The sequence below is a fragment of the Pseudarthrobacter sp. MDT1-40-2 genome (genome assembly GCF_059383595.1).
This window is the reverse complement of record NZ_JBWZCL010000001.1, coordinates 870,726-895,227: the sequence shown is the minus strand read 5'-3', so window position 1 is coordinate 895,227 and position 24,502 is coordinate 870,726. Positions and strand designations below refer to the sequence as shown.

Genomic DNA, 24,502 nt, shown 5'->3' with positions numbered 1-24,502 from the left:
TCCGACAGGCCCGATGCCACTCCCTGGGCGGCATCGGGGTCGATGGCGGGAGCGGCGTTCGGCGTCTCCACAAGACTCTCCAGCCTGGACACCCTTGAGTCCGAGGCCATCCACATCATCCGCGAGGTTGTTGCCGAGTTCGAGAAGCCTGCGTTGCTGTTCTCCGGCGGCAAGGACTCCGTGGTCATGCTGCACCTGGCCACCAAGGCGTTCTGGCCGGGCAAGGTGCCGTTTCCCGTGCTGCACGTAGACACCGGGCACAACTTCCCCGAGGTCATCGAGTTCCGCGACCGGACGGTGGAGAGGCTGGGACTTAAGCTCGTCGTCGGCAGTGTCCAGGAGTTCATCGACAGCGGGGAGCTGGCCGAGCGCGCCGACGGTACCCGCAACCCGCTGCAGACCGTCCCGCTGCTGGACGCCATCCAGAAGAACAAGTTCGACGCCGTCTTCGGCGGCGGCCGGCGGGATGAGGACAAGGCCCGGGCCAAGGAACGCATCCTGAGCCTCCGCGACGAGTTCGGCCAGTGGGATCCGCGCAACCAGCGCCCCGAACTGTGGAACCTGTACAACGGCCGGCACACCGTGGGCCAGCACGTCCGCGCGTTCCCCATCAGCAACTGGACCGAACTGGACATCTGGCGCTATATCGAGCGCGAGAACATCGAGCTGCCGGGCCTGTACTACGCCCACGAACGCGAGGTCTTCGCCCGCGACGGGATGTGGCGCGCGGTGGGTGAGGTTTCGCAGCCACGCCCTGATGAGGAAGTCATCACCAAGCTGGTCCGGTACCGCACAGTGGGCGACATGTCCTGCACGGGTGCGGTGGAATCTGATGCTGGCGATGTCGCGGCTGTTGTTCTGGAAGTAGCCGCCTCCACCATCACCGAACGTGGCGCCACCCGTGCAGATGACCGCATCTCCGAGGCAGCCATGGAAGACCGCAAGAAGGACGGGTACTTCTAATGATTTCGAATGTGAACACTTCGGTGGTCGAGCCTGCCGAGACCGGGATTTCGACAAGCTCAATCAACGAGAACCTGCCCACCACGCTGTTTCGGTTCGCCACCGCAGGGTCCGTCGACGACGGCAAGTCCACCCTGGTGGGCCGCCTCCTGCACGATTCCAAGGCCATCCTGGCGGACCAGTTGGACGCCGTGGCGCGGACCTCTGCGGACCGCGGGTTTGGCGGCGCAGGTGCCACCGGTACGCAGGCAATTGATTTGGCGCTGCTGACCGATGGCCTGCGGGCCGAGCGCGAGCAGGGCATCACCATCGACGTCGCCTACCGCTACTTCGCCACGGACCAGCGCAGCTTCATCCTCGCGGACTGCCCCGGGCACGTGCAGTACACCAAGAACACGGTGACCGGCGCGTCCACTGCGGACGCCGTCGTCGTGCTTATTGACGCCCGGAAGGGTGTGCTGGAGCAGACGCGCCGGCACCTGTCCGTGCTGCAGCTGCTGCGGGTTCCGCACGTCATTGTGGCCGTCAACAAGATCGACCTGGTGGACTTCAGCGAGTCCGTGTTCCGCCAGATCCAGCAGGACGTGCAGCAGGTGGCCCGCGAATTGGGCATCGGTTCCGCCGAGCTTGGTTCAGCAGAACAGATCGATGACCTGCTGGTCATTCCGGTGTCCGCGCTGGAGGGCGACAATGTGGTGGACCGCTCCGAGCGCACCCCTTGGTACACCGGCCCGGCGTTGCTGGAGGTTCTCGAGACCCTGCCCGCCGCGGACGAAATCGACGCCGAGCTGGAGAGCTTCCGCTTCCCCGTGCAGCTGGTCATCCGGCCGCAGGGCGCTCTGGCTCCGGACGCTGTTGCCGGTGGCCTGGATGTGGAGGCTTACCGTGACTACCGCGCGTATGCCGGCCAGATCACCGAAGGTTCCGTGAAGGTGGGTGATTCCGTTTCAGTGTTGACGCCAGGCCAGGAGCCCCGGACCACCACGGTGACCGGGATCGACTTCGCCGGTGCCTCACTTCAGGAAGCAGCCGCCCCGCAGTCTGTGGCCATCCGCCTGGCTCAGGAATTCGACGTCGCGCGTGGGGACACGATTGCCGCCGCCGGCAGTGTGCGCGAAGCCTCTGCTGATCTTTACGCCGCGCTCTGCTGGCTGTCGCCCAAGCCGCTGCGCGAAGGTGCCAAGGTGCTGGTCAAGCACGGTACCCGCACGGTCCAGGCCATGGTCCGCAACGTCAACGGCAAGCTGGACCTGGCGTCCTTCAAGCTGGAACCGTCCTCCAGCCTTGAGCTGAACGACATTGGCCACGCGCAGCTCCGGCTCGCAGCGTCGTTGCCGCTGGAGAATTACCTGCACCACCGCCGCACGGGCGCCTTCCTGGTGATCGATCCCCAGGACGGCAACACGCTCGCCGCGGGCATGGTCAAGGACCACCCCGGCGACCACGAGGACGAGCGTTACTCGATCTGATCCACGGTGAAAGCCCCGCACCGGAAAACTCCGGTGCGGGGCTTCGCGTTTCGGGGGCTACCCCGGAACCCAATCAGCGGTACCAGCCGACCGCACGGTCGTAGCTGCACTCGAGAGCTCCGGAGCCGGGTTTGGTGCCGCCTCCTGCGGGAAAGTAGATGGCCCCGAACTCGGCACCTTCGGCTTCGATCCGTTCCTGTGCCCAGGTCTGGGCTTGCTCAAGGTCCTTTTCCGGAATAGGTTCCCGGGTGCTGTGGTCGGCGCTGACATGGATGTCCAGCTGGTATTTCCCTGGCCGGGACGCTCCAGCGTGGCGGACGGGGTCCACTTCATCCCGCCTGCTGATCAGGACCTCTCAGACTCCGAATGGTTTCGCTCCTCCGGCTGTCTCTCCAAATGCAAGGGGCGGCCGGGCGGACCCGGGGGTTAGCCTAGGAGCCGGGTTAGTCCTCAGACGGCGGTGGGAGGCGGGCATGGAGACCATCAACAGCAAGCTCATCAACTGGGCCTCGATCCTGGACGGGAAAACCCGCGAGCAGGCTTTGACTACCGCGCAGCTGCCGTTCATCTACCCGCATCTTGCCCTGATGCCGGACGCCCACCTGGGCAAAGGCGCGACGGTTGGTTCCGTGATTCCCACCCTCAAAGCGGTGATTCCGGCCGCTGTGGGCGTGGACATCGGCTGTGGCATGATCGCCGTCCGGACGCAGTACTCCTTGAAGGACCTGCCCAAGGACCGGAGGCGGCTGCGCGAAGGAATCGAACGTGCCATTCCGCTCTCCGCCGGCCACAACAACCGCACCGTACTGGCCACCGCCCGGCCCCGGGTTGACGAGCTGAAGACGCTCGCCGCCAAAGCCGGCTTTGATCCCGGGCAGTACCTGGCCAAGTGGGACCTTCAGCTCGGTTCGCTGGGTTCAGGCAACCACTTCATCGAAGTCTGCGCCGATGAGGGCGAGGACGTCTGGCTGTTCCTGCACTCAGGGTCGCGGGGCATCGGCAACAAAATCGCCCAGCATCACATCGGCGTCGCACAGCGGTACATCCAGAAGAAGGGGATCAGGGTGCCGGATCCGGACCTCGCCTATCTGGAGGAGGGCACGTCCGAGTTCAAAAGATACATCGAGGAGCTGCGCTGGGCCCAGCACTTTGCCCTGCTCAACCGTGAGGAAATGATGGACCGCGTGATCAGCCAGTTCTCGCATTGGGTGGACGGTCCGGTGCAGGAACGCGAGCGGATCAACTGCCACCACAACTTCACGCAACAGGAAACGCATTACGGCAAGTCGGTGTGGGTATCACGCAAGGGCGCCATCAAGGCCGGGCCGGGAGATCCAGGCCTCATTCCGGGTTCCATGGGTACCGCCTCCTATGTCGTGGAAGGGCTGGGCAACCCGGCCTCGCTGAACTCCTCGCCGCACGGTGCAGGCCGCGAGTACTCCCGGAACGCGGCGCGGAAAACCTTCTCACTGGCCGAGCTGAAAACGGCTATGCACGGGATCGAGTTCCGCGCCTCTGAAGCGTTCATAGATGAAATACCGGCAGCGTACAAGCCGATCGACCAGGTCATGCGCGACGCTGCTGACCTGGTCAGCGTCCGCCATAAACTGCGCCAGCTGGTCAATGTGAAGGGGAACTGACGGACGCAATGTGACGTTGCATGAACCCGCGTGACCCCCCGTTTCCGCATCATTGAACGCGTTTCACCGGACTCCCTATGGTGAAACAATGACGAGCTCCAAGCCAGGGATGATCCGCATTGTGGCAGGCGAAGACACCGCGCCGAAGCACAAGCGTGCCGTCGAGGCTGCCCTGGCCATCGGGCTGGTTCTGCTCATCGCCGTAGGAGCCGTGGTCGCGTCCACTGTTTCCCGCAGTACTGCGGAGGCGCAGGCCGCTGAACCTACCCCGGCGGGCGAGCTGAGGCTGGGCTACTTCCCGAATGTGACGCACGCCCCCGCGCTGGTGGGCACCAGCCAGGGCATTATTGCCAAAGAACTCGGCGACACCAAGCTCAGCACGCAGGCCTTCAACGCAGGGCCGGCCGCGATCGAGGCCCTGAACGCCGGAGCCATCGATGCCACGTATATCGGGCCAAATCCCGCAATCAACTCGTTCGTAAAGAGCAACGGAGAGTCAGTCAGTATCATCGCCGGCGCGGCAGCTGGTGGCGCGCAACTGGTGGTCCAACCCGGAATCACCTCTGCGGCGGACCTCGAGGGCAAGGTCCTTAGTTCGCCACAGCTCGGCGGCACCCAGGATGTGGCGCTGCGCGCGTGGCTGGGCGCGCAGGGTTACAAGACCAACACCGATGGCAGCGGCGACGTCTTCATCAACCCGACCGAAAACGCCCAGTCCCTGAAGCTTTTCCAGGATGGAAAGCTTGACGGCTCGTGGTTGCCCGAGCCGTGGGCTTCACGTCTGGTTCTGGAAGGCGGAGCGAAGGTTCTGGTGGACGAAAAGGACCAATGGGAGAACGGTGACTTCAGCACCACCATCCTGATCGTCAACAAGGAGTTCGCTGCCGAGCACCCGGAGACTGTGCGGGCACTGCTGAAGGGCCACGTAAATTCCGTCAACTGGCTCAATACCGCGTCCCCGGCAGAGCAAGCCAACACCATCAACGCCGTCCTCCAGGAAACAGCCGGAAAGCCGCTGCCGGGGAACGTGATTGAACGGGCTCTGCAGAACATCAAGTTCACCGCGGACCCTCTTGCCGGTACTTACACGAAGCTCCTGGAAGACGGCGTTGCTGCGGGAACCACCCAGCAGGCCGACCTCAACGGCATCTTCGACCTCCGTGCACTCAACGAGGTTACGGCGGCCAGCGGCACGGACAAGATTTCTGCAGCCGGCCTCGGCCGGGACTGATCCACCACTACCTAAGGACAGCATCATGCCAGTCGTACTGGAGCATCTGGGCAAGCGCTTCGGCGACGGCGCCCCGGTACTGGATGACGTCAACGCCACCTTCGAAAAGGGCGAGTTCGTAGCCCTCCTCGGTGCGTCCGGCTGCGGCAAGTCCACCTTGCTGAACATCATCGCGGGACTGGAAGCGCCGTCGTCGGGCGCCTTGGAAGTGCCCAGCGACGGCGCCGCATTCATGTTCCAGGACGCCGCACTCTTTCCCTGGCTCACGGCACGGGAGAACATCGAACTGGCGTTGAAGCTACGCGGAGTGGGCAAGATCGAGCGCCGCCTCAAGGCCCAGGAGCTGCTGGAGTTGGTCCACCTTGGCGGTGCGGGGGACAAACGGCCTCACGAGTTGTCCGGCGGCATGCGGCAGCGCGTGTCCCTGGCACGCTCGTTAGCCCAGGACCGGCAGCTGTTGCTGATGGATGAGCCATTCGCTGCGCTGGACGCCATCACCCGTGACCTGCTGCATGACGAACTGGAACGCATCTGGAAGGAAACCGGGCGCACCATTGTCTTCGTCACCCACAACGTCCGTGAAGCGGTCAGGCTGGGCCAGCGCGTGCTGCTGCTGTCCTCCCGCCCGGGCCGAGTAGTCGAGGAATGGACCGTTACTGAACAACACCGAACCGACGCCGGGCTCGCCGGCCAGCTGACCGGCGCCATCACCGCCCGGCTGCGGGAGGAGATTCGCCGCCATGCCAAATAGATCCGTATCCGATCCGGCAGTTGAGTCCGTCGAGCCCCCGATACCGACAAGCTCAATCACCGCTGCCCTGACCCGGACATCCTCCGGCCACGAGGACCTCCGCGAATTGGAAGCCGGGCTGGACTCGCTGCAGTCCGACGCCGAGCGTAAGTCCCGGATTGACTGGAGCCGGATCCTCCTGCCCGTCGCCGCACTGGTGGTTTTGGTGCTGATCTGGCAGTTCTACGTCTCGCTCGGACTCAAGCGTCGGGACCAAGTCCCCGGACCGTTGGACGTGGTGGGCCAGATGGGCGTCCTCTGGGGTGAAGGAAAGCTGCAGGAGGCTGTTGGGACATCCATGCAGCGAGGGCTCATAGGGTTTGTGATCAGCGTTGCCATCGCCACCCCGGTGGGCTTGTTGCTGGCGCAAGTGGCCCCGTTGCGGAGGGCCTTCGGTCCACTGATTTCGGGCTTGCAGGTGCTGCCCTCCGTAGCGTGGGTCCCGGCGGCGATCATCTGGTTCAGCCTGACAGAAGCCACTGTGTATTTCGTGATCTTCATGGGTGCGATCCCGTCCATCATCAACGGGCTGATTTCCGGCGTCGACCAGATCCCGCCGCAGTACCGGCGCGTAGGCACCGTCCTGGGCGCATCGCGGTTGCAGATGGCCCTGCAGGTCATTCTGCCTGCCGCGCTGCCGGGCTATCTGGGCGGCTTGAAACAGGGCTGGGCGTTTTCCTGGCGCTCGCTGATGGCAGCGGAAATCATTGCTGTGGGCGGCACCATCGGATTTGGTCTGGGCTCCCTGCTGGACCAGGGACGGCAGCTCGCGGACATGACCATGGTGATGTCCGCGATCCTGATGATCCTTGCCGTCGGCATCCTCATTGAGCTGCTGGTGTTCGCGCCGATCGAAAAGCGGCTCCTGCGCAGCCGCGGCTTGCTCTCCGGCAGCACCCGCTAGCGGAACGGCCCCGGACCTCTGAAACACTGGCCCTATGACCGTCAGTTTTGTGTGCCACACCCAAACATCCCTCCCGCGGGAAGTGTTGTTCGATCTTGCCCGCAGTATTGACGCCCATGTGAAGTCGCAGAAGAATGCGGGGGAGCGGGCGGTGGGCGGCGTGACGTCCGGGCTGATCGGCGTGGGGCAGGACGTCACATGGCGGGCGCGGCACTTCGGGCTCCCGCTCACCATGACCAGCCGGATCACATCACTCCAATTCCCGGCCCGCTTTGTGGACGAGCAAGTCAAAGGGCCGTTCCAGAGTTTCCGGCACGTCCACGAGTTCGAGGAGACGGAACACGGCTGCATCATGACGGACAGCGTCGAGTTCACCGCTCCGCTGGGCATGGTGGGCCTGCTCGCCGAACGCCTGGTGCTCGCCCGGTACCTTGAACGGCTCATCGCAGGGCGGGGCCGCTTCCTGGCAGGACTCGCTGACGGCAGTAACTAGTATGTGACGCACGGTTACCTCGCGTGAACGGGTGTTGCTGCGGCGTTGTTGGGAAATGTGACGCGGCCCTACCGTTGTTCCATGGCAATTCAGGACATCTACCCCACAGCGCTGCGCCTCCTCGGCCGCCCGGTGCTGGTGGTGGGCGGCGGCCCCGTGGCTGCCCGCCGTGCCAAGGGCCTGCTGGACGCCGGTGCGCGCGTCACAGTGGTCTCCCCGGTAGCCTCGCAGCCGCTCCGCGAGATGTCCGACGCCGGTCTCCTCACCTGGGAGCCGCGCACATACCTAAGTACCGACGTCGATGGCGTGTGGTTCGTCCAGACCGCCACCGGACTTCCCGAAGTGGACACCCAGGTGGCGGCTGACGCAGAGGCGCAGCGCATCTGGTGCGTCAACGCCTCCGACCACGAGTCCTCAGCGGCCTGGACGCCGGCGGTAGCCGTCGTGGACGACGTGCATATTGCTGTCAATGCCGGGGGGGATCCCCGCCGCGCCATGGCCCTCCGGAATGCTGTCGCCACGGCCCTGGACAGTGGCGACCTCCCATTGCGCCGCCGTCGGGTCTCGACAGGCTCGACCACCGGCACGGTGGCCTTGGTGGGTGGCGGCCCCGGCGATGCCGGCCTGATCACGGTGCGCGGACGCCGCCTCCTGGGGCAGGCAGACGTTGTGGTGGCGGACAGGCTGGGTCCGCGCGGGCTTCTCAAGGAACTGGCCCCTGACGTGCAGGTCATCGAGGTGGGCAAGACCCCCGGCCACCACCCCGTGCCCCAGGCTGAGATTAACAGGATCCTGGTGGAGAAGGCTCTTGAGGGCCATCGCGTTGTCCGGCTCAAGGGCGGCGATCCCTATGTCCTGGGCCGCGGCGGCGAGGAAGCGGAATACTGCCGGCAGCACGGCGTCGAGGTCGAGGTTGTAGCGGGGGTGACGTCGGCGATCTCCGTCCCGGCGGCCGCCGGAATTCCTGTCACACACCGTGGCCTGGCCAAAGGCTTCAGTGTTGTGACAGGCCATGAGGAACTTTCCGAGGTTCCTGCGCGTGCTGACCATACTGTGGTTTTGCTCATGGGAGTGGGCAAATTACGCGAATCCACGGCAGCATTGGCAAGCGCCGGTTTGCCTCAGGACACTCCGGTTGGCATCGTTGAGAATGGCTATTTGCCGGACCAGCGCGTAACGATCGGCACGCTCGGTTCCATAGCGGACCAAGCGGAAGCAGTCGGCGTCGCAAATCCAGCGGTGATCGTCATTGGTGACGTCGTCCGTGTGAGCCCTTTCGCACCATCGCATTTCAAGACAGCCGATTACAGCACCACCGCCCCGAACCGCCCGCGTACGTCCAAGAATTACAGCCAGACGAAAACCCGAGTCAGCACCCCGTAGCCCAACTAAGCAGCAGTTGTTGGGGAGAGTCCGAAGAGAAGGAACACAGCCGTGTCACACAGCACCACCGTAGGAACTGCAGAGCGTCCGCTGCGCGTCGCCGTCGTCGGCTCCGGCCCCGCCGGTGTCTATGCGGCGGACATCCTCACCAAGAGCGAGGCCGTCAAAAGCGGTGAGCTCACGGTCAGCATCGACCTCTTCGACCGCTACCCGGCACCCTACGGCCTGATCCGCTACGGCGTTGCCCCCGACCACCCGCGGATCAAAGGCATCGTCAATGCCCTGCACAAGGTCCTGGACCGCGGCGACATCCGCTTCTTCGGCAACGTCGACTACGGCACGGACATTTCCATCGAGGACCTCCGTACCCACTATGACGCCGTCATCTTCGCTACCGGCGCCATCAAGGACGCGGACCTGAACATTCCGGGCATCGAACTGGAGGGCTCCTTCGGCGGCGCGGACTTCGTCTCCTGGTACGACGGCCACCCTGACGTTCCCCGCGAATGGCCGCTGGACGCCAAAGAGATCGCCGTGATCGGCAACGGCAACGTGGCCCTGGACGTGGCCCGCGTCCTGTCCAAGCACGCCGACGACCTCCTGGTCTCGGAAATCCCGGACAACGTTTACGCCGGGCTCAAGGCCTCCCCGGTCACTGACGTCCACGTGTTCGGCCGTCGCGGCCCCGCACAGGTCAAGTTCACCCCGCTGGAACTGCGCGAACTGACCCACTCCAAGGACGTGGACATCATCCTGTACCCGGAGGACTTCGAGTTCGACGAGGAATCGGACCGCCAGATCCAGACGAACAACCAGACCAAGACCATGGTGGGCACGCTCACCAACTGGATCGCCGAGCAGCCCGAGGACATTTCCGAGCTGAAGGCTTCACGCCGCCTGCACCTGCACTTCCTGCACAGCCCGGTAGAAATTTTTGACGACGCCGAGACTCCCGGCCGCGTAGCCGGCATGCGGTTCGAACGCACCGAGCTTGACGGCACGGGTAACGCCCGCGGCACCGGAGAGTTTGTGGACTACCCGGTCCAGGCCGTATACCGTGCGATCGGCTATTTCGGATCCGCCCTGCCGGAGATCGAATTCGACCACAAGAAGGGTGTCATCCCGAACGACGGCGGCCGCGTCCTGGATGCCGCCGGCACCTATGTGCCGGGCATCTACGCGACGGGCTGGATCAAGCGTGGACCGGTCGGCCTGATCGGCCACACCAAGGGCGACGCCTTGGAGACGGTGACTTATCTGCTGGAAGACCGCGAAAACCTCCCGGTTGCCGCGGTCCCGGAGGCAAGTGCCGTCGTCGAGCTTTTGGAACGCCGCGGCGTGAAGTTCACCAGCTGGGAAGGGTGGCTTGCGCTGGACGCCCACGAGCTGGCGCTGGGGGCTGCAGCCACCGAAGCTGGAGGGTCGCACGGCGTTGCGGTCAAGCGCGAGCGCATCAAGGTGGTGCCGCGCGAGGACATGGTGCAGATCTCCCGCGATGGTGTCGCTGCGGAGGTCTAAGGAATTATTGCAGGGGCCGGACGGCTGCGTCCGGCCCCTCCTGCTGCCATCAGTTCCAGGCGCCTCAAGGTTTCGCGGTTGCGGAGCGTGATGGCTGGGGTCCTAAGAAATTTCGGGATGATCTTTCCGGGGCCCCGGCTGGCATCTTCTGCAATCGTCACCAGGGACTGGCCACCCCGGTCCTCCAGCCGGATTACCACCCGGGCTTCGCCCATGGGCCAGCCCCGGGCGGTGACTTCCAGCAGCCGCCCGGGTTTGACTGCGGTTACCAGCGTGCTGTCGTTAATGATCAGCGGCCACGCACCGACTGAGTGGTGCAACCTGGTGCCGACCTCCGGCCAACGATCGTCAACAGCGCGGATCCGTGACGTGCCCACCACCCAGCCTGAGTAGAGCCATCCGTCGGCTATCACTTTCCATACGTCAGCGGCAGGGGAATCGAACAGCTGGGACACGCTGGACATCGAAGTCCTTTCTACGAGGGGGAGGAAGCGAGCTTTTTCGGACGGTTGAAATTACGACGGCGGCGGCACCGGTTGCTGTGCAACACGGTAGGAGCGTTCCCGCAGCCGGCGGGTCCAGGGATATATCCGCGCCCCGGGTGGCGGGTTCTCCAGCGGGTTGAAGCGCAACGGCGTATCGCGGGCATCCTGCGAGGCCCTGAGGCGAAGCTCGCCGCACGGCCGCCACGGCCCTGTTGGCTTGGCCCAATGCAGCTCCAGCACCCAGTCAGCGTCAACGAGGGGCCCGGCAAACAGGGTGCCGCCCTCCAGCGATGTCTGCGGAAGGCTCATGGTCCGCAGTCCCAGCAGCACCGCTCCCCGATGGCCCTGGTACGGCATGATCGTGGTCAGGGCGGCATCTGCGGCATCGCGTTTGAGCATCAGCAGGTACCTTCCCGGTACCTGCCACCCCGTGGAGGAGAACAGGATATCGGCGACGCCTTGTGGTTTGGTATGGCCGCCCTGCCCTTCCCGCCGGTCTTGCCCGACCTGAAGGGAAGGCGTGATACGCAGCGCCAGGCCCAGGATATCCGGAAGCCTCTCCGGCAACCCTGCCGAACGTGAGACGCGGGCCTGGACGGTGTCAGTCCCCGCAGAGTCAAGCCACTCTATGCCACTTGGTTCGGCGGGACTTCCGGTTCTGACCAGCTCACCATGCAAGGCCACACCGTCCGGATGAATAGGCCGCACAGGACGCGCAACCTTCATAATCCGGAACAGTACGCCAAATGCCCGTCCTGCTGTTTCCGCAGCGATGGCGCCGGCTTTTCCGGGTGCCTTTGGGGTCATGGCATTCCTTCTCTCCATTGGCTGGCTACATCCGGCCGAACCGGGAACGAACCAGGGCGAAAACACCATAGGCAATAAAACCGGCGCCGATGGCGACGAGCAGGTAGGGACCGAAAGGATGCCCGAGCAAGGCCTTGAGGCTGCCGTCCAGTCCGGTGGACTCCTCGGGGTTGTGCTTGACGGCAGCAATGACAAAGAGCAGGCCGGTCAGACCAAGCGCAACCCCTTTTGCCACATGGCCGGTGATGCCCAGTGTATCGATGACTTTGCCGCGGCGGGTGCCAGCGAAATGGGCAAGCTCCACTTTGAATCCCCGGCGGAGGCCCTTGGCTATGAAATAAATGCCGATGCCCGCTACGGTCAGGCCCAGGCCCACAAGTAGCCACGGACCCGCGGGGGTTGTCATCACATTGCTGCTGAAGTCACGGGTGGTTTCGCTGGAATCACGGCGCCGTCCCAGAGCGAATGCTGCAAAGGTGAACCCGACGCTGCCGTAAGCCACTGCGAGAAAGCCGGATGAAACCAACTTGGCCAGCCGCTCCTTGCCGGGCAAATGCCGGGCACGCAGCGTGGCCTCGCTCGCCTGCCACAAAGCGAGACCCATGCAGGAAATCAGGCAGGCCCACATGACCGCCGGCCCCCAGGAATTGGCAGCAAGCTGCTCAATGGCACCGGTGGCTTCAGCTTCGCCGGGGCGGCCGAAGGCAAGGGTGACCGCAATCCCGCCGACGATGATGTGCAGTAGTGCCATGACGGCGAAGCCTGTTCGGGCCAGTACATCCAAAGCTTTCTTATCGCTTGCCTGCTCGACGGCGTCGGCGGCTTCGCTGATGCCCGATTCCCTATCTGCCATGGCCGTCAGCCGTTCATGGGGCCTTCTGCGTGTTGTTTTTCGGCACCAGGTCCCGTGACTTTGACGGTGCAGCGAATAATCAGGCCGTCCGGGGCGTTGTCCAGCTCCAGCACGGTGTCATGGGCGCCGACCACGGTGTACGCTGCGGAGCGGTCGAGCACCTCCAACCCTCGGGAAGCTGCCACGCTTCTGGCGTTTTCCAACGCCTGATCTTTGAGTTCCTGGACGTAGGCGGTGTCCTCCCGCCTCCCTTCGTCACCGAAAGCCCAGCCAAAGATTGTCCCCGTCTCTGTGGAGCCGGGGCTGTCTTCTGCAGTATGTTTCGCCATGGTCTGCCTCCTGTCTTTCGGAACCATAGTAAGTGTGCTTAGTATGGTTCCACCATATTCCCTGTGGAGCATTGACCGTGATTCGGCGGGATTGCACTACGCACAACTGTAAGGAGCTCAACATGGCAGGTAACCTTTTTGCCCGGTCAGTTCACGATCTCACGGCAGCGGCGTGGTTTGGCGGCACGCTGATGGGAGCAATCGGCCTTAACGGCGCAGCGGCTGCGGCCAAGGATCCAAGCGAGCGGACGCGCCTCTCGAGCCTTGGCTGGATGCGCTGGGCACCGGTGCAGGCAACCGCGCTGATCACGCACCTCGCGGCAGGCCTTGCTGTCACCCTGGAAAACAAGGAGAGGGTGGCAAAGCAGGACGGCGTGGCCCGCGATACCGTCATTAAGACGGCCGTGACGCTGGCGGGTGCGTCCCTATCCCTCTACTCAGGCATTCTGGGCAAGAAGGTGGAGAAGCTGGCCGACGAGGGTGCGGTGGGAGCCACGGAACCCCGTGCAGGCGCTTCCGATGAACTGAAGGCCGCGCAGAAGCAGTTGCAGGTTCTTCAGTGGGTTATCCCCGTCTTCGCCGGCACCGTGATTGTCCTTGGCGCCAAGCATGGCGAGATGCAGCGGCCCAAGAACGTACTCCAGGGCCTCCGCTCCTAAGCGTTCCGTTCCAGTCCTGCCGGGAGTCAGGCACTCGGTCACCCGCTGAACTGGATGTTTACAACCCCCAAATGATAGTGCAAATGCCGGGACGCGCATGGCGCGACCCGGCATTTTTGCTGCCCTCGGGATTGTCCGTCGGCAGGTTACGTTGGCTCGGTTTTTGCCGGCGGAAGGTCCGGGTTTATGTCCTGGACCCCGGGGTCTTCCGCTGTCCATACTTGGATCACCGCCCAAATCACGGCCGTGAGAGGAACAGCCAATACGGCACCTACTATGCCGGCAACGATGGTGCCGGCCGTCAACGCCATCAGGATCACCAGGGCGTGTAACTCCAGGGCCCTGCCCATAACCACCGGTTGCAGCAGATCGCCCTCGAGTTGGTTCACGGCTATCACCACGGCCACCACAATCAGCGCAACTACCGGACCATTGGCTACCAGGGCCACCAGGGCTGCGAGGATGCCGGCAACGGTGGCGCCAACCAGAGGAATGAATGCACCTATGAACACGATGATGGCCAGCGGGATTGCCAAGGGAACCTGCAAGATCAGTAGTGCGGCGCCAATCGCAACAGCGTCAACCGCGGCGATAATAGCTGTGCCCCGGACGTACCCGCCCAGGACTTCCAGGCTGCGAGTGCCCACCCGCCGCATCCTGGTTTCCCGGTGGCCCGAGAAGGGACGCAGGAGGAAGTTCCAGATTTTCGGGCCGTCCTTGAGGAAAAAGAAGAGGATAACCACCATCAATATGGCTCCCGCAAGGAACTCTGTCACCACGGAGAGCCCTGTTACCGCACCTGACCGGGCCTGACTGCTGGTGGCGAAGCCAATGACTGCTTCCCGCGCTTGGGTCAGCTGATCCTGCTGAAGTGGAACAGGCCCCGTCAGCAGGAATTGCTCGAGTTCGTCCAAGCCGGTGGTTGCCTGCTGAATAAGCTCCTCCCACTGGTTCTGTACCGAGATGACGATCAGGTTGTACACGCCGGTAAGCACCACCAGCAGCCCGACGAAGGCAACCGCTGTGGACACTCCGGGACGGAAGCCGCGGCGGCGGAGCATGGATACGAACGGCCCGATTGCAGCGGCAAGGATCAGGGCGATCAGCGCCGGGATAACCAGCAGCTTAATTTGCATCAGTGCGTAGACAACCACGGCGACCACCGTCAGGATCAGCAGGACTTGGGCGGCGCGCGTTCCTACCCTGCCCAGTCCGTCAGTCCACAGTGCCTCTGCTGTGGCGTTGGGCTTTGTTGCTTCGGCCATGGGTCGCTCCTCGCAAATCGGCTGGCACCGTTGGCGCCGTCGGATATCTACCTTCGTCAAGTGCTAAGCCTACTGATGAACCGGCGGGCTCAGCAGGTTTTTCACGTATGTGGACCACTGGCCCGGATCAGCCGGGTCCGTTCAACGTTGGGTCAGTCCCGCCGGCGCGGTCGTCCCGCCGGCCGGGCCGGGCCGCCGGAAAGCACCCCATTGCCGGTGAGCAGGTGTCCCATGACGATCTGGGCCACGGCCAGTACCAGCAGGATAATGAGCGGCGGCGTCCAGCTGCCGGTGGAACCATGCAGCAACCCGACGCCAAACGGGCCCATGGACGCCAGAAGGTAGCCGACGGACTGGGCAAGAGTGGACAGTGCCGTGGTTTCCGCTGTGCTCTTGCCGCTGCGGCTGATCAGCACCATGACCAGCGGGAAAATGCCGATGCCAAGGCCCGTCAGGCAGGCCGAAAGAATGGCCAGCTCCACCGGCAGCAGCAGTTGGCAGAGCAGCCCGGCGGCCATGCAGAGCCCGGCGAGGTAAAAGGCGGGCCGCAGCATGCCTGGCCGTGAGCCGATCGCGATCAGCAGCATTCCGGCCGGAACTGAGACGAGTTGCAGCAGGCCGTACATGAGTCCGCTGTCCGCCGCATCCAGACCCCTGGTGATCAGCTGGTATGGGAACCAGCTCAGCACCGAATACGCGAGCAGTGCCTGCAGCGTGAAAACAGCGGTGATCAGCAGGCCTTTGCGCGTCCTAAGCAGCGGCCATGGCCGGACCCGTGCCTCGGTGACCCGGGTGCCGTGCCGATGCGAGTGCAGCGCCAGGGGCAGGAAACCGAGTAGCGCAGCCGCGGCCACGAAACCAACGGAGCCTACAGCTGACGACGGCGAACCCAGGGCCTGTGCCACGGGCACCGCCAGGATGGAGGCCGCGGTAGCCCCGGTGGTCATGGTGAGGGTGTAGACGCCGGTCATTAGCGAGATCCGGCTGGCAAAGTGCTCGCGGATGAAGGAGGGCATCGCCACGTTGCAGACGGCCAGGCCGCACATGCCCACCACCGTTCCGCCCACCAGCATCCCGGTGGCGGGGATGCCCCGTAGCAGCAGGCCGCCGGCAAGCATGGCCAGTGCAAGCACTATTGCCTTCTCTACGCCCAGTTTTCCGGTGAGCCAGGAAGTTGCCGCGCCTGCCAGGGCGAAGCACAGCGTGGGGATGGACGGGATCAGCGAGGCGATGAACGGGCCGTAGCCCAGGGTCAGCTGGAGATCGTGCAGGAGGGTGGAAGCGCTGGTGATTCCCGCGCGGAGGTTCAGGCCGATCAGGACCAATGCCACCACACCCATGACCACCACCGCACCGCTGCGCCGCGGTTCCACCCGTGCTGGAGCAGGGGCAGGCGTGGTGGAGTGGTCCATAGTTACAGCGTAGAGCTTCCCAAAGCCTCTCCTACCCCGGGTGCCGCGCGCCCAGCCGTGATACTGCTAACGCGAGCCACAGCTGCACGCGGTCCGCCGTCACTGACGGGTCATAGCCGGTCATCTCCGTAATCTGCGCCAGTCTGTAGCGGACGGTATTACGGTGCAGGGTCAGCGCCTCCGCTACGGCTGCCACCGAGCCGTTGTGGTTCAGGTAGCTTTCGAGCGTCAACATCAGTTCCGATCCGTGCGCAGTGTCAAAGGCCCGCAGCGGATTCAGGCATTCCTTGGCCATGTCCGCCAGGGGTACATCCTCGCTGGCCAGCAGCAGCGAGGTCAGGCTGAGCCGTTCGGGTTCGTTGACCGGCAGCCCGTGTCCGGCGGCTTCCCGCGCCTCGAAGTAGCTCCAGCGAAGTCCGTTCGGCTTGGTGTAGGCGCCGCCAATGCCGATGTTTGCGTGGATGCCTGCTTCGGCCAGGTGGTCACTGAGCTGGCGGGCCAGGGCAGGCGCTCCCGTGCCGTCGTCGGGAATCACCAGAACCAGGTCCTTTCCCACGACGGCGGCCACCGCCTCCGCGAGCGATGGCGGCACGGAGGTGGTTCCGAGGGTTTTGTGATGGGCGGCGGAGACGGCCAACAGGGCGACGTTGCGGCGGGTGCTGTTGACCCCGATGCCGGCCAGCCGGCGCTGGGCCTCGCTGATCTCCAGTGCTCCGTGGAATATGTCTTCCAGCACCTGGCCGGCGAGGGCGCGCTGGGACTGGCGCTGCTGGACCATGTTATTCAGTTCAACGCTGATGAGGTTTTGTGCGTAGCCCACTATTCCGGTGTCCTCGAAGGGCTGCCGGATCCATAATGTGCAGGCGTCCCGCCGGCCGGTGGGGATGGGGAAAGATGCCCATTCCGGGGCCGACGGCGGAAGGCTGCCGGTGTTGTGCAGCAGTGCCGTGAACTGGGTGAGGGCTACGTCTGCCCGCAGCATGCCGCCCAGGTGCTTGAGCAGTTCGCCCAGGCCGCCGCCGGTCAGCAGCGCGCGGGCCAGTACCTGGTGGCCGGCGATCAGGCGTTCCAGCTTGGCGTAGTGGTCCGAGGACTGGGCATCCGCGACGATCTTGGTGATGGCGATGAACGGGGTGTCATAGGGAACCTCCACCACGGGAATGTTCCAGCGGTTGGCCTCGGCAATGAGCGCCGGCGGGACGGTCTCGTGGGTCAGTCCGGTGCCAAAACCGATGCCTACAGCTCCTGCCCGTTGGACCTGCCGCACAAACCGGCGCTGGTCCGGGGCGGACTTCAGACGCAGGCCGGTGGTGAGGACCAGCTCGCCGCCATCCAGGAACCGGTGCGGGTCCTCCAGTTCGGACACCGCGACCCACCGGATGTCGTGAGTCCAGGTGCTCTCGGAGAGCCCGCTTTTCTTCAGCTTCAGCGGGCTGGCAGCCACCAGGGCGGCAAGGGAAATGGCCATCCTCCAAGCATAGGACCAAGCTGGGCAACCGCACTAAACATGCTGCTGGCAGGTGTGCACATGACTATTCCTTCATTAAGTGACGTGGCCTACGCTCGGAGCAGTAGCTCAACAGCAGAAAGAGGTTGCACACCGTGGTTCAGACCTTGCAAAACTTCATCAACGGCCAGTTCGTTACGCCGGCCGGTACCGGACTGCTGGACATCGTCAATCCCACCAACGGGGAGGTCGTGGCCAAAGCGCCCATCTCCGTCCAGGCTGACGTGGATGCAGCCATGTCCGCTGCCAAGGATGCCTTCAAGAACTGGAAGCACGTAACGCCCGGCCAGCGCCAGCTGATGCTGCTCAAGCTGGCGGACGCCGTGGAAGCGAACAGCGACGAACTCGTCGAGGCGCAGCACCGCAACACCGGCCAGGTCCGCTCCTTGATTGCTTCGGAGGAGATCGCTGCCGGCGCAGACCAATTGCGCTTCTTCGCAGGCGCCGCCCGGATCCTCGAAGGCAAGTCCGCCGGCGAGTACTTCGAGGGCCACACCTCCTATGTCCGCCGTGAACCCATTGGCGTCGTAGCCCAGGTTGCACCCTGGAACTACCCGTTCCTGATGGCCATCTGGAAGATTGGCCCGGCGCTCGCCGCCGGCAATACCGTGGTCCTTAAGCCCTCGGACACCACTCCCGAGTCCACGCTGGTCCTGGCCCGCCTTGCCGGCGATATCCTGCCCGCCGGCGTCCTGAACGTGGTGCTGGGAACCGGCGAGACCGGCGCGATGATGGTGGACCACAAGGTCCCCGGGCTGGTCTCCATCACCGGATCTGTCCGCGCCGGAATCGCTGTTGCCAGTGGGGCTGCCAAGAGCCTCAAGCGCGCGCACCTTGAACTGGGCGGCAAAGCGCCCGCCATCGTCTTCAAGGACGCGGACATCAAGAAGAGCGCCGCGGCCATTGCCGAGTTCGCATTCTTCAACGCCGGCCAGGACTGCACGGCCATCACCCGTGTGCTGGTTGAAGACTCCGTGCACGACGACGTTGTTGCCGCGATGGTGGAACACACCAAGACCCTGCACACCGGCTCCCAGAATGACGAAGACAACTACTTCGGTCCGCTGAACAACGTCAACCACTTCAACCAGGTCAAATCCGTGGTGAACCACCTCCCGGATTACTGCCGGATTGAAACCGGAGGACACCAGGCAGGGGAGAAGGGTTACTTCTTCGAGCCCACCATCGTCACCGGCGCCAAGCAGACCGATGCCGTGGTCCAGCAGGAAACGTTCGGCCCGGTCATCACCGTGCAGAAATTCAGTACAGAAGCCGAGGCGATTGAACTGGCCAACGACGTCGACTATGCCCTTGCCTCCAGCGTCTGGACCACCAACCACGGCACCGCCATGCGGATGTCCCGCGACCTGGACTTCGGGGCAGTCTGGATCAACACGCACATCCTGCTGACCGCCGAAATGCCGCACGGTGGATTCAAGCAGTCCGGCTATGGCAAGGACCTCTCCATGTACGGCGTGGAGGACTACACACGCATCAAGCACGTGATGAGCGCGCTGGACGCCTGACCGTACTTTTCAGCCACAGGCTCGATCACCACATACTGAAAGGCTTCGCCATGACCACCACCGCCCCCGAACTCAACTACCGGCTGGAGCAGAAGCGCTCCATTGCCGGAGCCTTCCCCGGCCCCAAGTCCCGGGCACTGAACGAACGCCGCAAGAGCGTTGTCGCTGCCGGGGTCGCTTCCGGCGTACCCGTCTATGTTGAAGACGCCGATGGCGGAATCATCCGCGACGTCGACGGCAACTCCTTCATCGACCTCGGCTCAGGCATCGCCGTTACCAGCGTCGGCGCCTCGGACCCCGCCGTCGTGGCAGCCGTGCAGGACGCTGTCGCTCATTTCACCCACACCTGCTTTATGGTCACCCCCTATGAGGGCTACGTCGCCGTCGCCGAACAGCTGAACCGCCTCACCCCGGGCGACCACGAGAAGCGGACCGTCCTGTTCAACTCAGGCGCCGAGGCAGTGGAAAATGCGGTGAAGGTGGCCCGCCTGGCCACAGGACGTGACGCCGTCGTGGCTTTTGACCATGCCTACCACGGCCGCACCAACCTGACCATGGCGCTGACCGCCAAAGCCATGCCGTACAAGACCGGCTTCGGCCCGTTCGCCTCCGAGGTTTACCGGGTGCCCATGAGCTACCCGTTCCGCGAGGAGAACCCGGACATTACCGGTGCGGAGGCCGCAAAGCGCGCCATCACCATGATCGAGAAGCAGATCGGCGGCGACCAGGTTGCCGCGATGATCATCGAACCGATCCAGGGCGAAGGTGGCTTCATTGTCCCGGCCGACGGCTTCCTGCCGGCGCTGGCTGCCTGGGCCAAGGAAAAGGGAATTGTCTTCATCGCTGATGAAGTCCAGTCCGGCTTCTGCCGCACCGGCGAATGGTTCGCCGTCAATCATGAAGGCGTCATTCCGGACATCATCACCATGGCCAAGGGCATCGCCGGCGGCATGCCGCTTTCCGCGATCACCGGCCGTGCGGACCTGCTTGACGCCGTCCACCCGGGCGGCCTCGGCGGCACCTACGGCGGCAACCCGGTGGCGTGCGCCGCAGCGCTTGCTTCCATCGGTACCATGGAGCAGTTCGACCTCATCGGCCGTGCCCGGCACATCGAAGAGCTGGCGGTTGGCCGTCTCTCCGCACTGCAGGCGGAACTGAACGACGCCGGAACCGGCGTGATCGGCGACGTGCGTGGACGCGGTGCCATGCTGGCAATCGAGCTGGTCCAGGCGGGTTCCAGGGAACCCAATCCGGAACTGACCAAAGCCGTCGCCGCAGCCTGCCTGGCCGAGGGCGTCATTATCCTCACCTGCGGCACCTACGGTAACGTCATCCGCCTGCTGCCTCCGCTGGTCATCAGCGACGAGCTGCTCAATGACGGCCTGGACGTACTGGCCAAGGCCATCAAGGCCGGCGTCTAACCCATATTTGTCCAGGCGTTCATCAACGCGCCTGGCCTCGCAACAGAGCGGACACGGTGATCCCGTGTCCGCTTGTGGCGTTTAACCGGACTTTGCGGCAGCGGCGCGACGTTCTTCAGCCCGGCCGGCGGCGTTGCGTCGTTGGCTCAAAAACATGTCCACGGTCAGGACCAGCAAGGCCAGCCACACGACACCGAATCCGATCCAGCGCTCCAGCGTCATGGGTTCCTGGAAGATGGCTACGGCAACGATGAACTGCAGTACCGGGGCGAGGTATTGCAACAGGCCGATCGTGCTGAGGGGCAGGCGGCGGGCAGCGGCGCCAAAGAACAGCAGGGGAACGGCGGTGATGACGCCGGAAGCGGCCAGCAACCAGAAGTGCCCCGGACCCTCGGTGGTCAGCGTGGCAGTTCCGTTGACGGCCAGGAGCACCATGACTACGGCCGCCAGGGGAGCGAGCACGATGGTTTCCACGCTGAGGCTGGTCACGGCGTCGACCTTGGGTCCAACGCGTTTTTTCACGAAGCCGTAGAAGCCGAAACTGAACGCAAGGGTCAGCGCGATCCAGGGCAGCTTTCCATAGGAGAAGGTCAGGACGCCGACCGCTACAAAGCCGATTCCCACCGAGACCCACTGCAGCGGGCGCAGCTTCTCACGCAGGATGAAGACGCCCAGCAGCACGGAGACCAGCGGGTTGATGAAGTAACCCAGCGCGGCCTCCACGGCCTGGCCGGTGGTTACCCCATAGGTGTAGGTCAGCCAGTTGACAGCGATAAGGCTTGCGGCCAAGGCCAGGGGACCCAGAACGGAACGGTCCCGGAAGGCGCCGGTCAGCGCGGCCCAGGAACGCGTGACGGCTATCAGCAGCAGGCAGAACAGCAGGGACCACACCACGCGGTTGGCCACGATTTCCACGGCGCCCGCAGGCATCAGCGCAAGGAAGTACAGGGGCAGCATCCCCCACAGGCCGTAGGCACCGATACCGAAGATGATTCCCGCCGTCGTTTCCGTATCTACGGCCTTGAGGCCGGGGCCCTTGCCCGATCCGGGCCCGGTCGCCGGTCCTGCCTTCCCGGCCTGGGCCGCACCAGGGGGGAGCTGTCCGGAGGATGATGACGTGGAATCGGGAGTAGGCACGCAACCAATAACACCAGTGGGTGGGCTCATATTCCAGTCGGGAAACTCGGCGCAGCCGGAAATAGTCAGTAGGCTTGCTGTTATGACCATTAGCAGTGGCGTGGTAACAGCCGGATGAGGCTGCGGCGGAGCAAGGCGTCCGGACGCGGTTACCGTCGCGTTCGTGCCGGGACGGGTTTTAGTTACCGGGACCTGGACGGCTCCACCCTGCCCCCCGGGCCTGTCCGGGACAGGCTGGAGAGCATTGGCATTCCGCCGGCCTGGGACGACGTCTGGATTGCGCCCTTCGAAAACGGGCACATCCAGGCCACCGGCGTTGACGCCGTGGGCAGGCGGCAGTACATCTACCATCCGGAGTGGCGTGAACGGAAGGACCGGCTGAAGTTTGACCGCTCGCTCCAGCTGGCCGAGTCGCTTCCGGCCGCCCGCAGGAAAGTGACCATGGATCTGCGAAGTGAAGGCTTCACGCGGGACCGGGTATTGGCTGCAGCTTTTCGAATGCTGGACAGCGGATCCTTACGGGTGGGTTCGGAGCGGTATACGAACGAGAATGGCAGCCACGGCCTGGCAACCCTCCTTTGCGCTCACGTCAAGATCCGCAAAGACCGCGTATCACTGAGGTTCCCGGCAAAGAGCGGTAAGGACTGGGAATCCGAGATCCGCGATGCGGACCTGGCCGCCCTCCTGCGGCTGCTCAAGCGGCGTGGCCCCAATGCCAGGCTGCTGGCCTACAAAGAGGGCAGAACCTGGCGCCCGGTTACCAGTGCAGACATCAACGCCTATGTGAAGGAGCAGACGGGCGGGGACTTCACGGCCAAGGATTTCCGCACCCTTCACGGCACAGTTGCGGCTGCCGCAAGCCTGGCGCGGACAGGCGTCCAGCGGACAGAGGCAAAAAGGAAAAGGGCCATTAGCCGGGCCATGATCGACGCTGCCGAAGTACTGGGAAACACACCATCCATTGCCCGGAAAAGCTACGTTGACCCGCGCGTGCTGGATCATTTCTCCGATGGTGAAACCATCGATCTGAAGAGGCTGCAGTCGGCGGAGTCTGAACTCCGTGCACTGCTGTACCGGGAAGGCACCGTGGTGCCGCTGCAGGAAAGCGGCTGAGCAACCAGCAGAACAACCGCAATGCCACTTAGAATGGGACACCGGGTTGCCGTTCCGGCTTAGAGAAGCAGCAGAAGGGCTGACGTGTCCACTCCAAGCGAGTCCACAGATGAAGTGTTTGCACAGCGTCCGCTTCGTATCGCCATCATCGGTGCCGGACCGGCCGGAGTGTACGCGGCGGACATTTTGACCAAATCAGGCGCAGTCAAGGACGGTGGCCTGGAGGTGAGTATCGATCTGTTTGATGCCTACCCCGCTCCATTTGGCCTGATCCGTTATGGCGTGGCACCTGACCATCCCCGGATCAAGGGAATCGTCAACGCCCTGCACAAGGTGCTGGACCGCGGCGACATCAGGTTCCTGGGCAACGTGACGTTCGGCCGCGACCTCACGCTGGCGGACCTGCGCACCTTCTATGACGCCATTATTTTCTCCACCGGCGCCGTGATGGACGCGGACCTGGATATACCGGGCATCGAGTTGCAGGGCTCCTTCGGCGGCGCCGAGTTCGTCTCCTGGTATGACGGCCATCCGGATGTCCCGCGTGACTGGCCGCTGGACGCCAAGGAGATCGCGGTGATCGGGAACGGGAACGTGGCCCTGGACGTGGCCCGGATGCTGGTCAAGCACGCCGATGAACTGCTCAGCACCGAGATCCCCGACAACGTGTACCAGGCCCTGAAGAAGTCCCCGGTCACTGACGTCCACGTCTTTGGCCGCCGCGGCCCGGCCCAGGTGAAGTTCACGCCCCTGGAGCTGCGCGAACTCAGCCACATGAACGATGTGGACATTGTGCTGTACCCCGAAGACTTCGAGTTTGATGAAGCCTCTGACGAAGCGATCCGCACCAATAACCAGATCAAAACCATGGTAAATACCCTCACCAACTGGCTGGTGGAGGAGCATGCGGAGTCCGAGCAGCCGTCTTCCCGCCGGTTGCACCTGCATTTCCTGCACAGGCCGGTAGAAATTTACGCGAGCGAACACGGGAGCGAACACGGTCCCGACGGCGGCAGGTCCGGCAAGGTGGCAGGTATCCGTTTTGAACGCACCGAGTTGGACGGCACGGGCAATGTGAAAGGCACCGGAGAGTTCGTGGATTATCCGGTACAGGCGGTCTACCGGGCGGTCGGTTATCACGGCTCGCCCCTGGAAGGGCTCGAATATGATTCCAGGCGCGGGGTGATTCCCAACGACGGCGGCCGGGTGCTTGACGCCGAGGGGCGCCACGCTCCGGGGCTCTACGTCACGGGCTGGATCAAGCGCGGGCCGGTGGGCCTGATCGGCCACACCAAGGGCGATGCCCTGGAGACGGTCGGCTTCCTGCTGGAAGACCATTTGCACCTGCCGCTGGCTGAAAAACCTGACCCGCAGGCCGTCATCGATCTCCTGGAGGAACGCGGCATCAGCTTCACCACCTGGGAAGGATGGAACCGGTTGGATGCGCACGAAGCAGCCCTCGGAGCGGCATGGACCACGGAGAACCCGGCCTACGGCGTCGTGCGTGAACGCGTAAAAGTAGTGGACCGCGAACACATGATTGCGATCTCCCGGGAGTAGCGCATCTGCCGTTAAGGTGCCAGCCTTGGCAAGGACC

The 24,502-nt window shown here is 64.0% G+C and carries 23 protein-coding genes; 14 read left to right on the top strand and 9 right to left on the bottom strand.

The genetic code is table 11. From position 1 onward, the window contains the following. Positions 1-42: 42 nt before the first annotated feature. Both cysD and AC50X5_RS04205 read left to right on the top strand, forming a co-directional pair. Positions 43-963 (top strand): sulfate adenylyltransferase subunit CysD, encoded by a 921-nt coding sequence (cysD, locus tag AC50X5_RS04210; protein ID WP_494975224.1) that lies wholly within the window; start codon positions 43-45, stop codon positions 961-963. Further along, complete coding sequence (locus tag AC50X5_RS04205) at positions 963-2,432, top strand: sulfate adenylyltransferase subunit 1 (protein WP_494974834.1); 1,470 nt, start codon at positions 963-965, stop codon at positions 2,430-2,432. The genes cysD and AC50X5_RS04205 overlap by 1 nt, the downstream gene beginning before the upstream one ends. Positions 2,433-2,505: 73 nt before the next feature. Here the strand turns inward: AC50X5_RS04205 and AC50X5_RS04200 are convergent, their stop codons facing one another. Then, positions 2,506-2,760 (bottom strand): hypothetical protein, encoded by a 255-nt coding sequence (locus AC50X5_RS04200; protein ID WP_494974833.1) that lies wholly within the window; start codon positions 2,758-2,760, stop codon positions 2,506-2,508. Between the two features lie 145 nt (positions 2,761-2,905). On the opposite strand from AC50X5_RS04200, the gene AC50X5_RS04195 reads away from it, so the two are divergent. The 7 genes from AC50X5_RS04195 (at position 2,906) to AC50X5_RS04165 (ending at position 10,391) form a co-directional block, all read left to right on the top strand. Then, positions 2,906-4,072, top strand: coding sequence for an RtcB family protein (locus AC50X5_RS04195; RefSeq protein ID WP_494974832.1), 1,167 nt, complete (start codon positions 2,906-2,908; stop codon positions 4,070-4,072). 109 nt (positions 4,073-4,181) lie between these two features. Continuing rightward, entirely contained in the window at positions 4,182-5,303 is a 1,122-nt protein-coding gene (locus AC50X5_RS04190; RefSeq protein ID WP_494975223.1) for an ABC transporter substrate-binding protein, read from the top strand. A 25-nt stretch (positions 5,304-5,328) separates the two neighbouring features. Next, positions 5,329-6,054, top strand: a complete 726-nt coding sequence (locus tag AC50X5_RS04185) for an ABC transporter ATP-binding protein (RefSeq protein ID WP_494974831.1) — start codon at positions 5,329-5,331, stop codon at positions 6,052-6,054. Further along, a complete protein-coding gene (locus tag AC50X5_RS04180) occupies positions 6,044-6,997 on the top strand; it encodes an ABC transporter permease (RefSeq protein ID WP_494974830.1) in 954 nt (317 codons plus the stop codon). The genes AC50X5_RS04185 and AC50X5_RS04180 overlap by 11 nt, the downstream gene beginning before the upstream one ends. A gap of 34 nt (positions 6,998-7,031) precedes the next feature. Further along, positions 7,032-7,490: an SRPBCC family protein gene (locus AC50X5_RS04175; protein WP_494974829.1), complete on the top strand. Its 459-nt coding sequence runs from the start codon at positions 7,032-7,034 to the stop codon at positions 7,488-7,490. Positions 7,491-7,571: 81 nt separating this feature from the next. Next, positions 7,572-8,873, top strand: coding sequence for a uroporphyrinogen-III C-methyltransferase (cobA, locus tag AC50X5_RS04170; protein ID WP_494974828.1), 1,302 nt, complete (start codon positions 7,572-7,574; stop codon positions 8,871-8,873). Positions 8,874-8,924: 51 nt separating this feature from the next. Next, entirely contained in the window at positions 8,925-10,391 is a 1,467-nt protein-coding gene (locus tag AC50X5_RS04165) for an FAD-dependent oxidoreductase (RefSeq protein ID WP_494974827.1), read from the top strand. Here the strand turns inward: AC50X5_RS04165 and AC50X5_RS04160 are convergent. From AC50X5_RS04160 to AC50X5_RS04145, 4 genes are read right to left on the bottom strand one after another with little or no spacing between them, the layout of a single operon-like run. Continuing rightward, the gene (locus tag AC50X5_RS04160; protein WP_494974826.1) at positions 10,388-10,855 is read right to left on the bottom strand and encodes an SRPBCC family protein; all 468 of its coding nucleotides are present in this window, start codon (positions 10,853-10,855) and stop codon (positions 10,388-10,390) included. The two genes, AC50X5_RS04165 and AC50X5_RS04160, sit on opposite strands and share 4 nt — an antisense overlap. Before the next feature lie 51 nt (positions 10,856-10,906). Next, the gene (locus tag AC50X5_RS04155; RefSeq protein WP_494974825.1) at positions 10,907-11,683 is read right to left on the bottom strand and encodes a hypothetical protein; all 777 of its coding nucleotides are present in this window, start codon (positions 11,681-11,683) and stop codon (positions 10,907-10,909) included. A gap of 25 nt (positions 11,684-11,708) precedes the next feature. After that, complete coding sequence (locus AC50X5_RS04150) at positions 11,709-12,536, bottom strand: DUF1206 domain-containing protein (protein WP_494974824.1); 828 nt, start codon at positions 12,534-12,536, stop codon at positions 11,709-11,711. A gap of 5 nt (positions 12,537-12,541) precedes the next feature. Further along, positions 12,542-12,865, bottom strand: a complete 324-nt coding sequence (locus tag AC50X5_RS04145; RefSeq protein WP_494974823.1) for a hypothetical protein — start codon at positions 12,863-12,865, stop codon at positions 12,542-12,544. Between the two features lie 122 nt (positions 12,866-12,987). On the opposite strand from AC50X5_RS04145, the gene AC50X5_RS04140 reads away from it, so the two are divergent. Next, positions 12,988-13,524, top strand: a complete 537-nt coding sequence (locus AC50X5_RS04140) for a hypothetical protein (RefSeq protein WP_494974822.1) — start codon at positions 12,988-12,990, stop codon at positions 13,522-13,524. Positions 13,525-13,670: 146 nt separating this feature from the next. On the opposite strand, the gene AC50X5_RS04135 is transcribed toward AC50X5_RS04140, so the two are convergent. The 3 genes from AC50X5_RS04135 to AC50X5_RS04125 form a co-directional block, all read right to left on the bottom strand. Then, complete coding sequence (locus AC50X5_RS04135; protein WP_494974821.1) at positions 13,671-14,789, bottom strand: AI-2E family transporter; 1,119 nt, start codon at positions 14,787-14,789, stop codon at positions 13,671-13,673. 152 nt (positions 14,790-14,941) lie between these two features. After that, entirely contained in the window at positions 14,942-16,201 is a 1,260-nt protein-coding gene (locus AC50X5_RS04130; protein ID WP_494974820.1) for an MFS transporter, read from the bottom strand. Positions 16,202-16,232: 31 nt separating this feature from the next. After that, complete coding sequence (locus AC50X5_RS04125) at positions 16,233-17,669, bottom strand: PucR family transcriptional regulator (protein ID WP_494974819.1); 1,437 nt, start codon at positions 17,667-17,669, stop codon at positions 16,233-16,235. A gap of 134 nt (positions 17,670-17,803) precedes the next feature. Here AC50X5_RS04125 and AC50X5_RS04120 point away from each other — a divergent pair, with 134 nt between their 5' ends. Together AC50X5_RS04120 and gabT are read left to right on the top strand one after the other, a co-directional pair. Then, entirely contained in the window at positions 17,804-19,234 is a 1,431-nt protein-coding gene (locus tag AC50X5_RS04120; protein WP_494974818.1) for a gamma-aminobutyraldehyde dehydrogenase, read from the top strand. A gap of 50 nt (positions 19,235-19,284) precedes the next feature. Further along, on the top strand, positions 19,285-20,655 hold the full coding sequence (gene gabT, locus AC50X5_RS04115) for a 4-aminobutyrate--2-oxoglutarate transaminase (RefSeq protein ID WP_494974817.1): 1,371 nt from the start codon (positions 19,285-19,287) through the stop codon (positions 20,653-20,655). Between the two features lie 81 nt (positions 20,656-20,736). Here the strand turns inward: gabT and rarD are convergent, their stop codons facing one another. Continuing rightward, positions 20,737-21,822, bottom strand: a complete 1,086-nt coding sequence (gene rarD / locus AC50X5_RS04110; protein ID WP_494974816.1) for an EamA family transporter RarD — start codon at positions 21,820-21,822, stop codon at positions 20,737-20,739. Positions 21,823-21,906: 84 nt separating this feature from the next. On the opposite strand from rarD, the gene AC50X5_RS04105 reads away from it, so the two are divergent. Next, positions 21,907-22,905, top strand: coding sequence for a DNA topoisomerase IB (locus AC50X5_RS04105; RefSeq protein WP_494974815.1), 999 nt, complete (start codon positions 21,907-21,909; stop codon positions 22,903-22,905). Positions 22,906-22,989: 84 nt separating this feature from the next. Beyond that, on the top strand, positions 22,990-24,465 hold the full coding sequence (locus AC50X5_RS04100; protein ID WP_494974814.1) for an FAD-dependent oxidoreductase: 1,476 nt from the start codon (positions 22,990-22,992) through the stop codon (positions 24,463-24,465). The last annotated feature ends 37 nt before the right edge of the window (positions 24,466-24,502 follow it).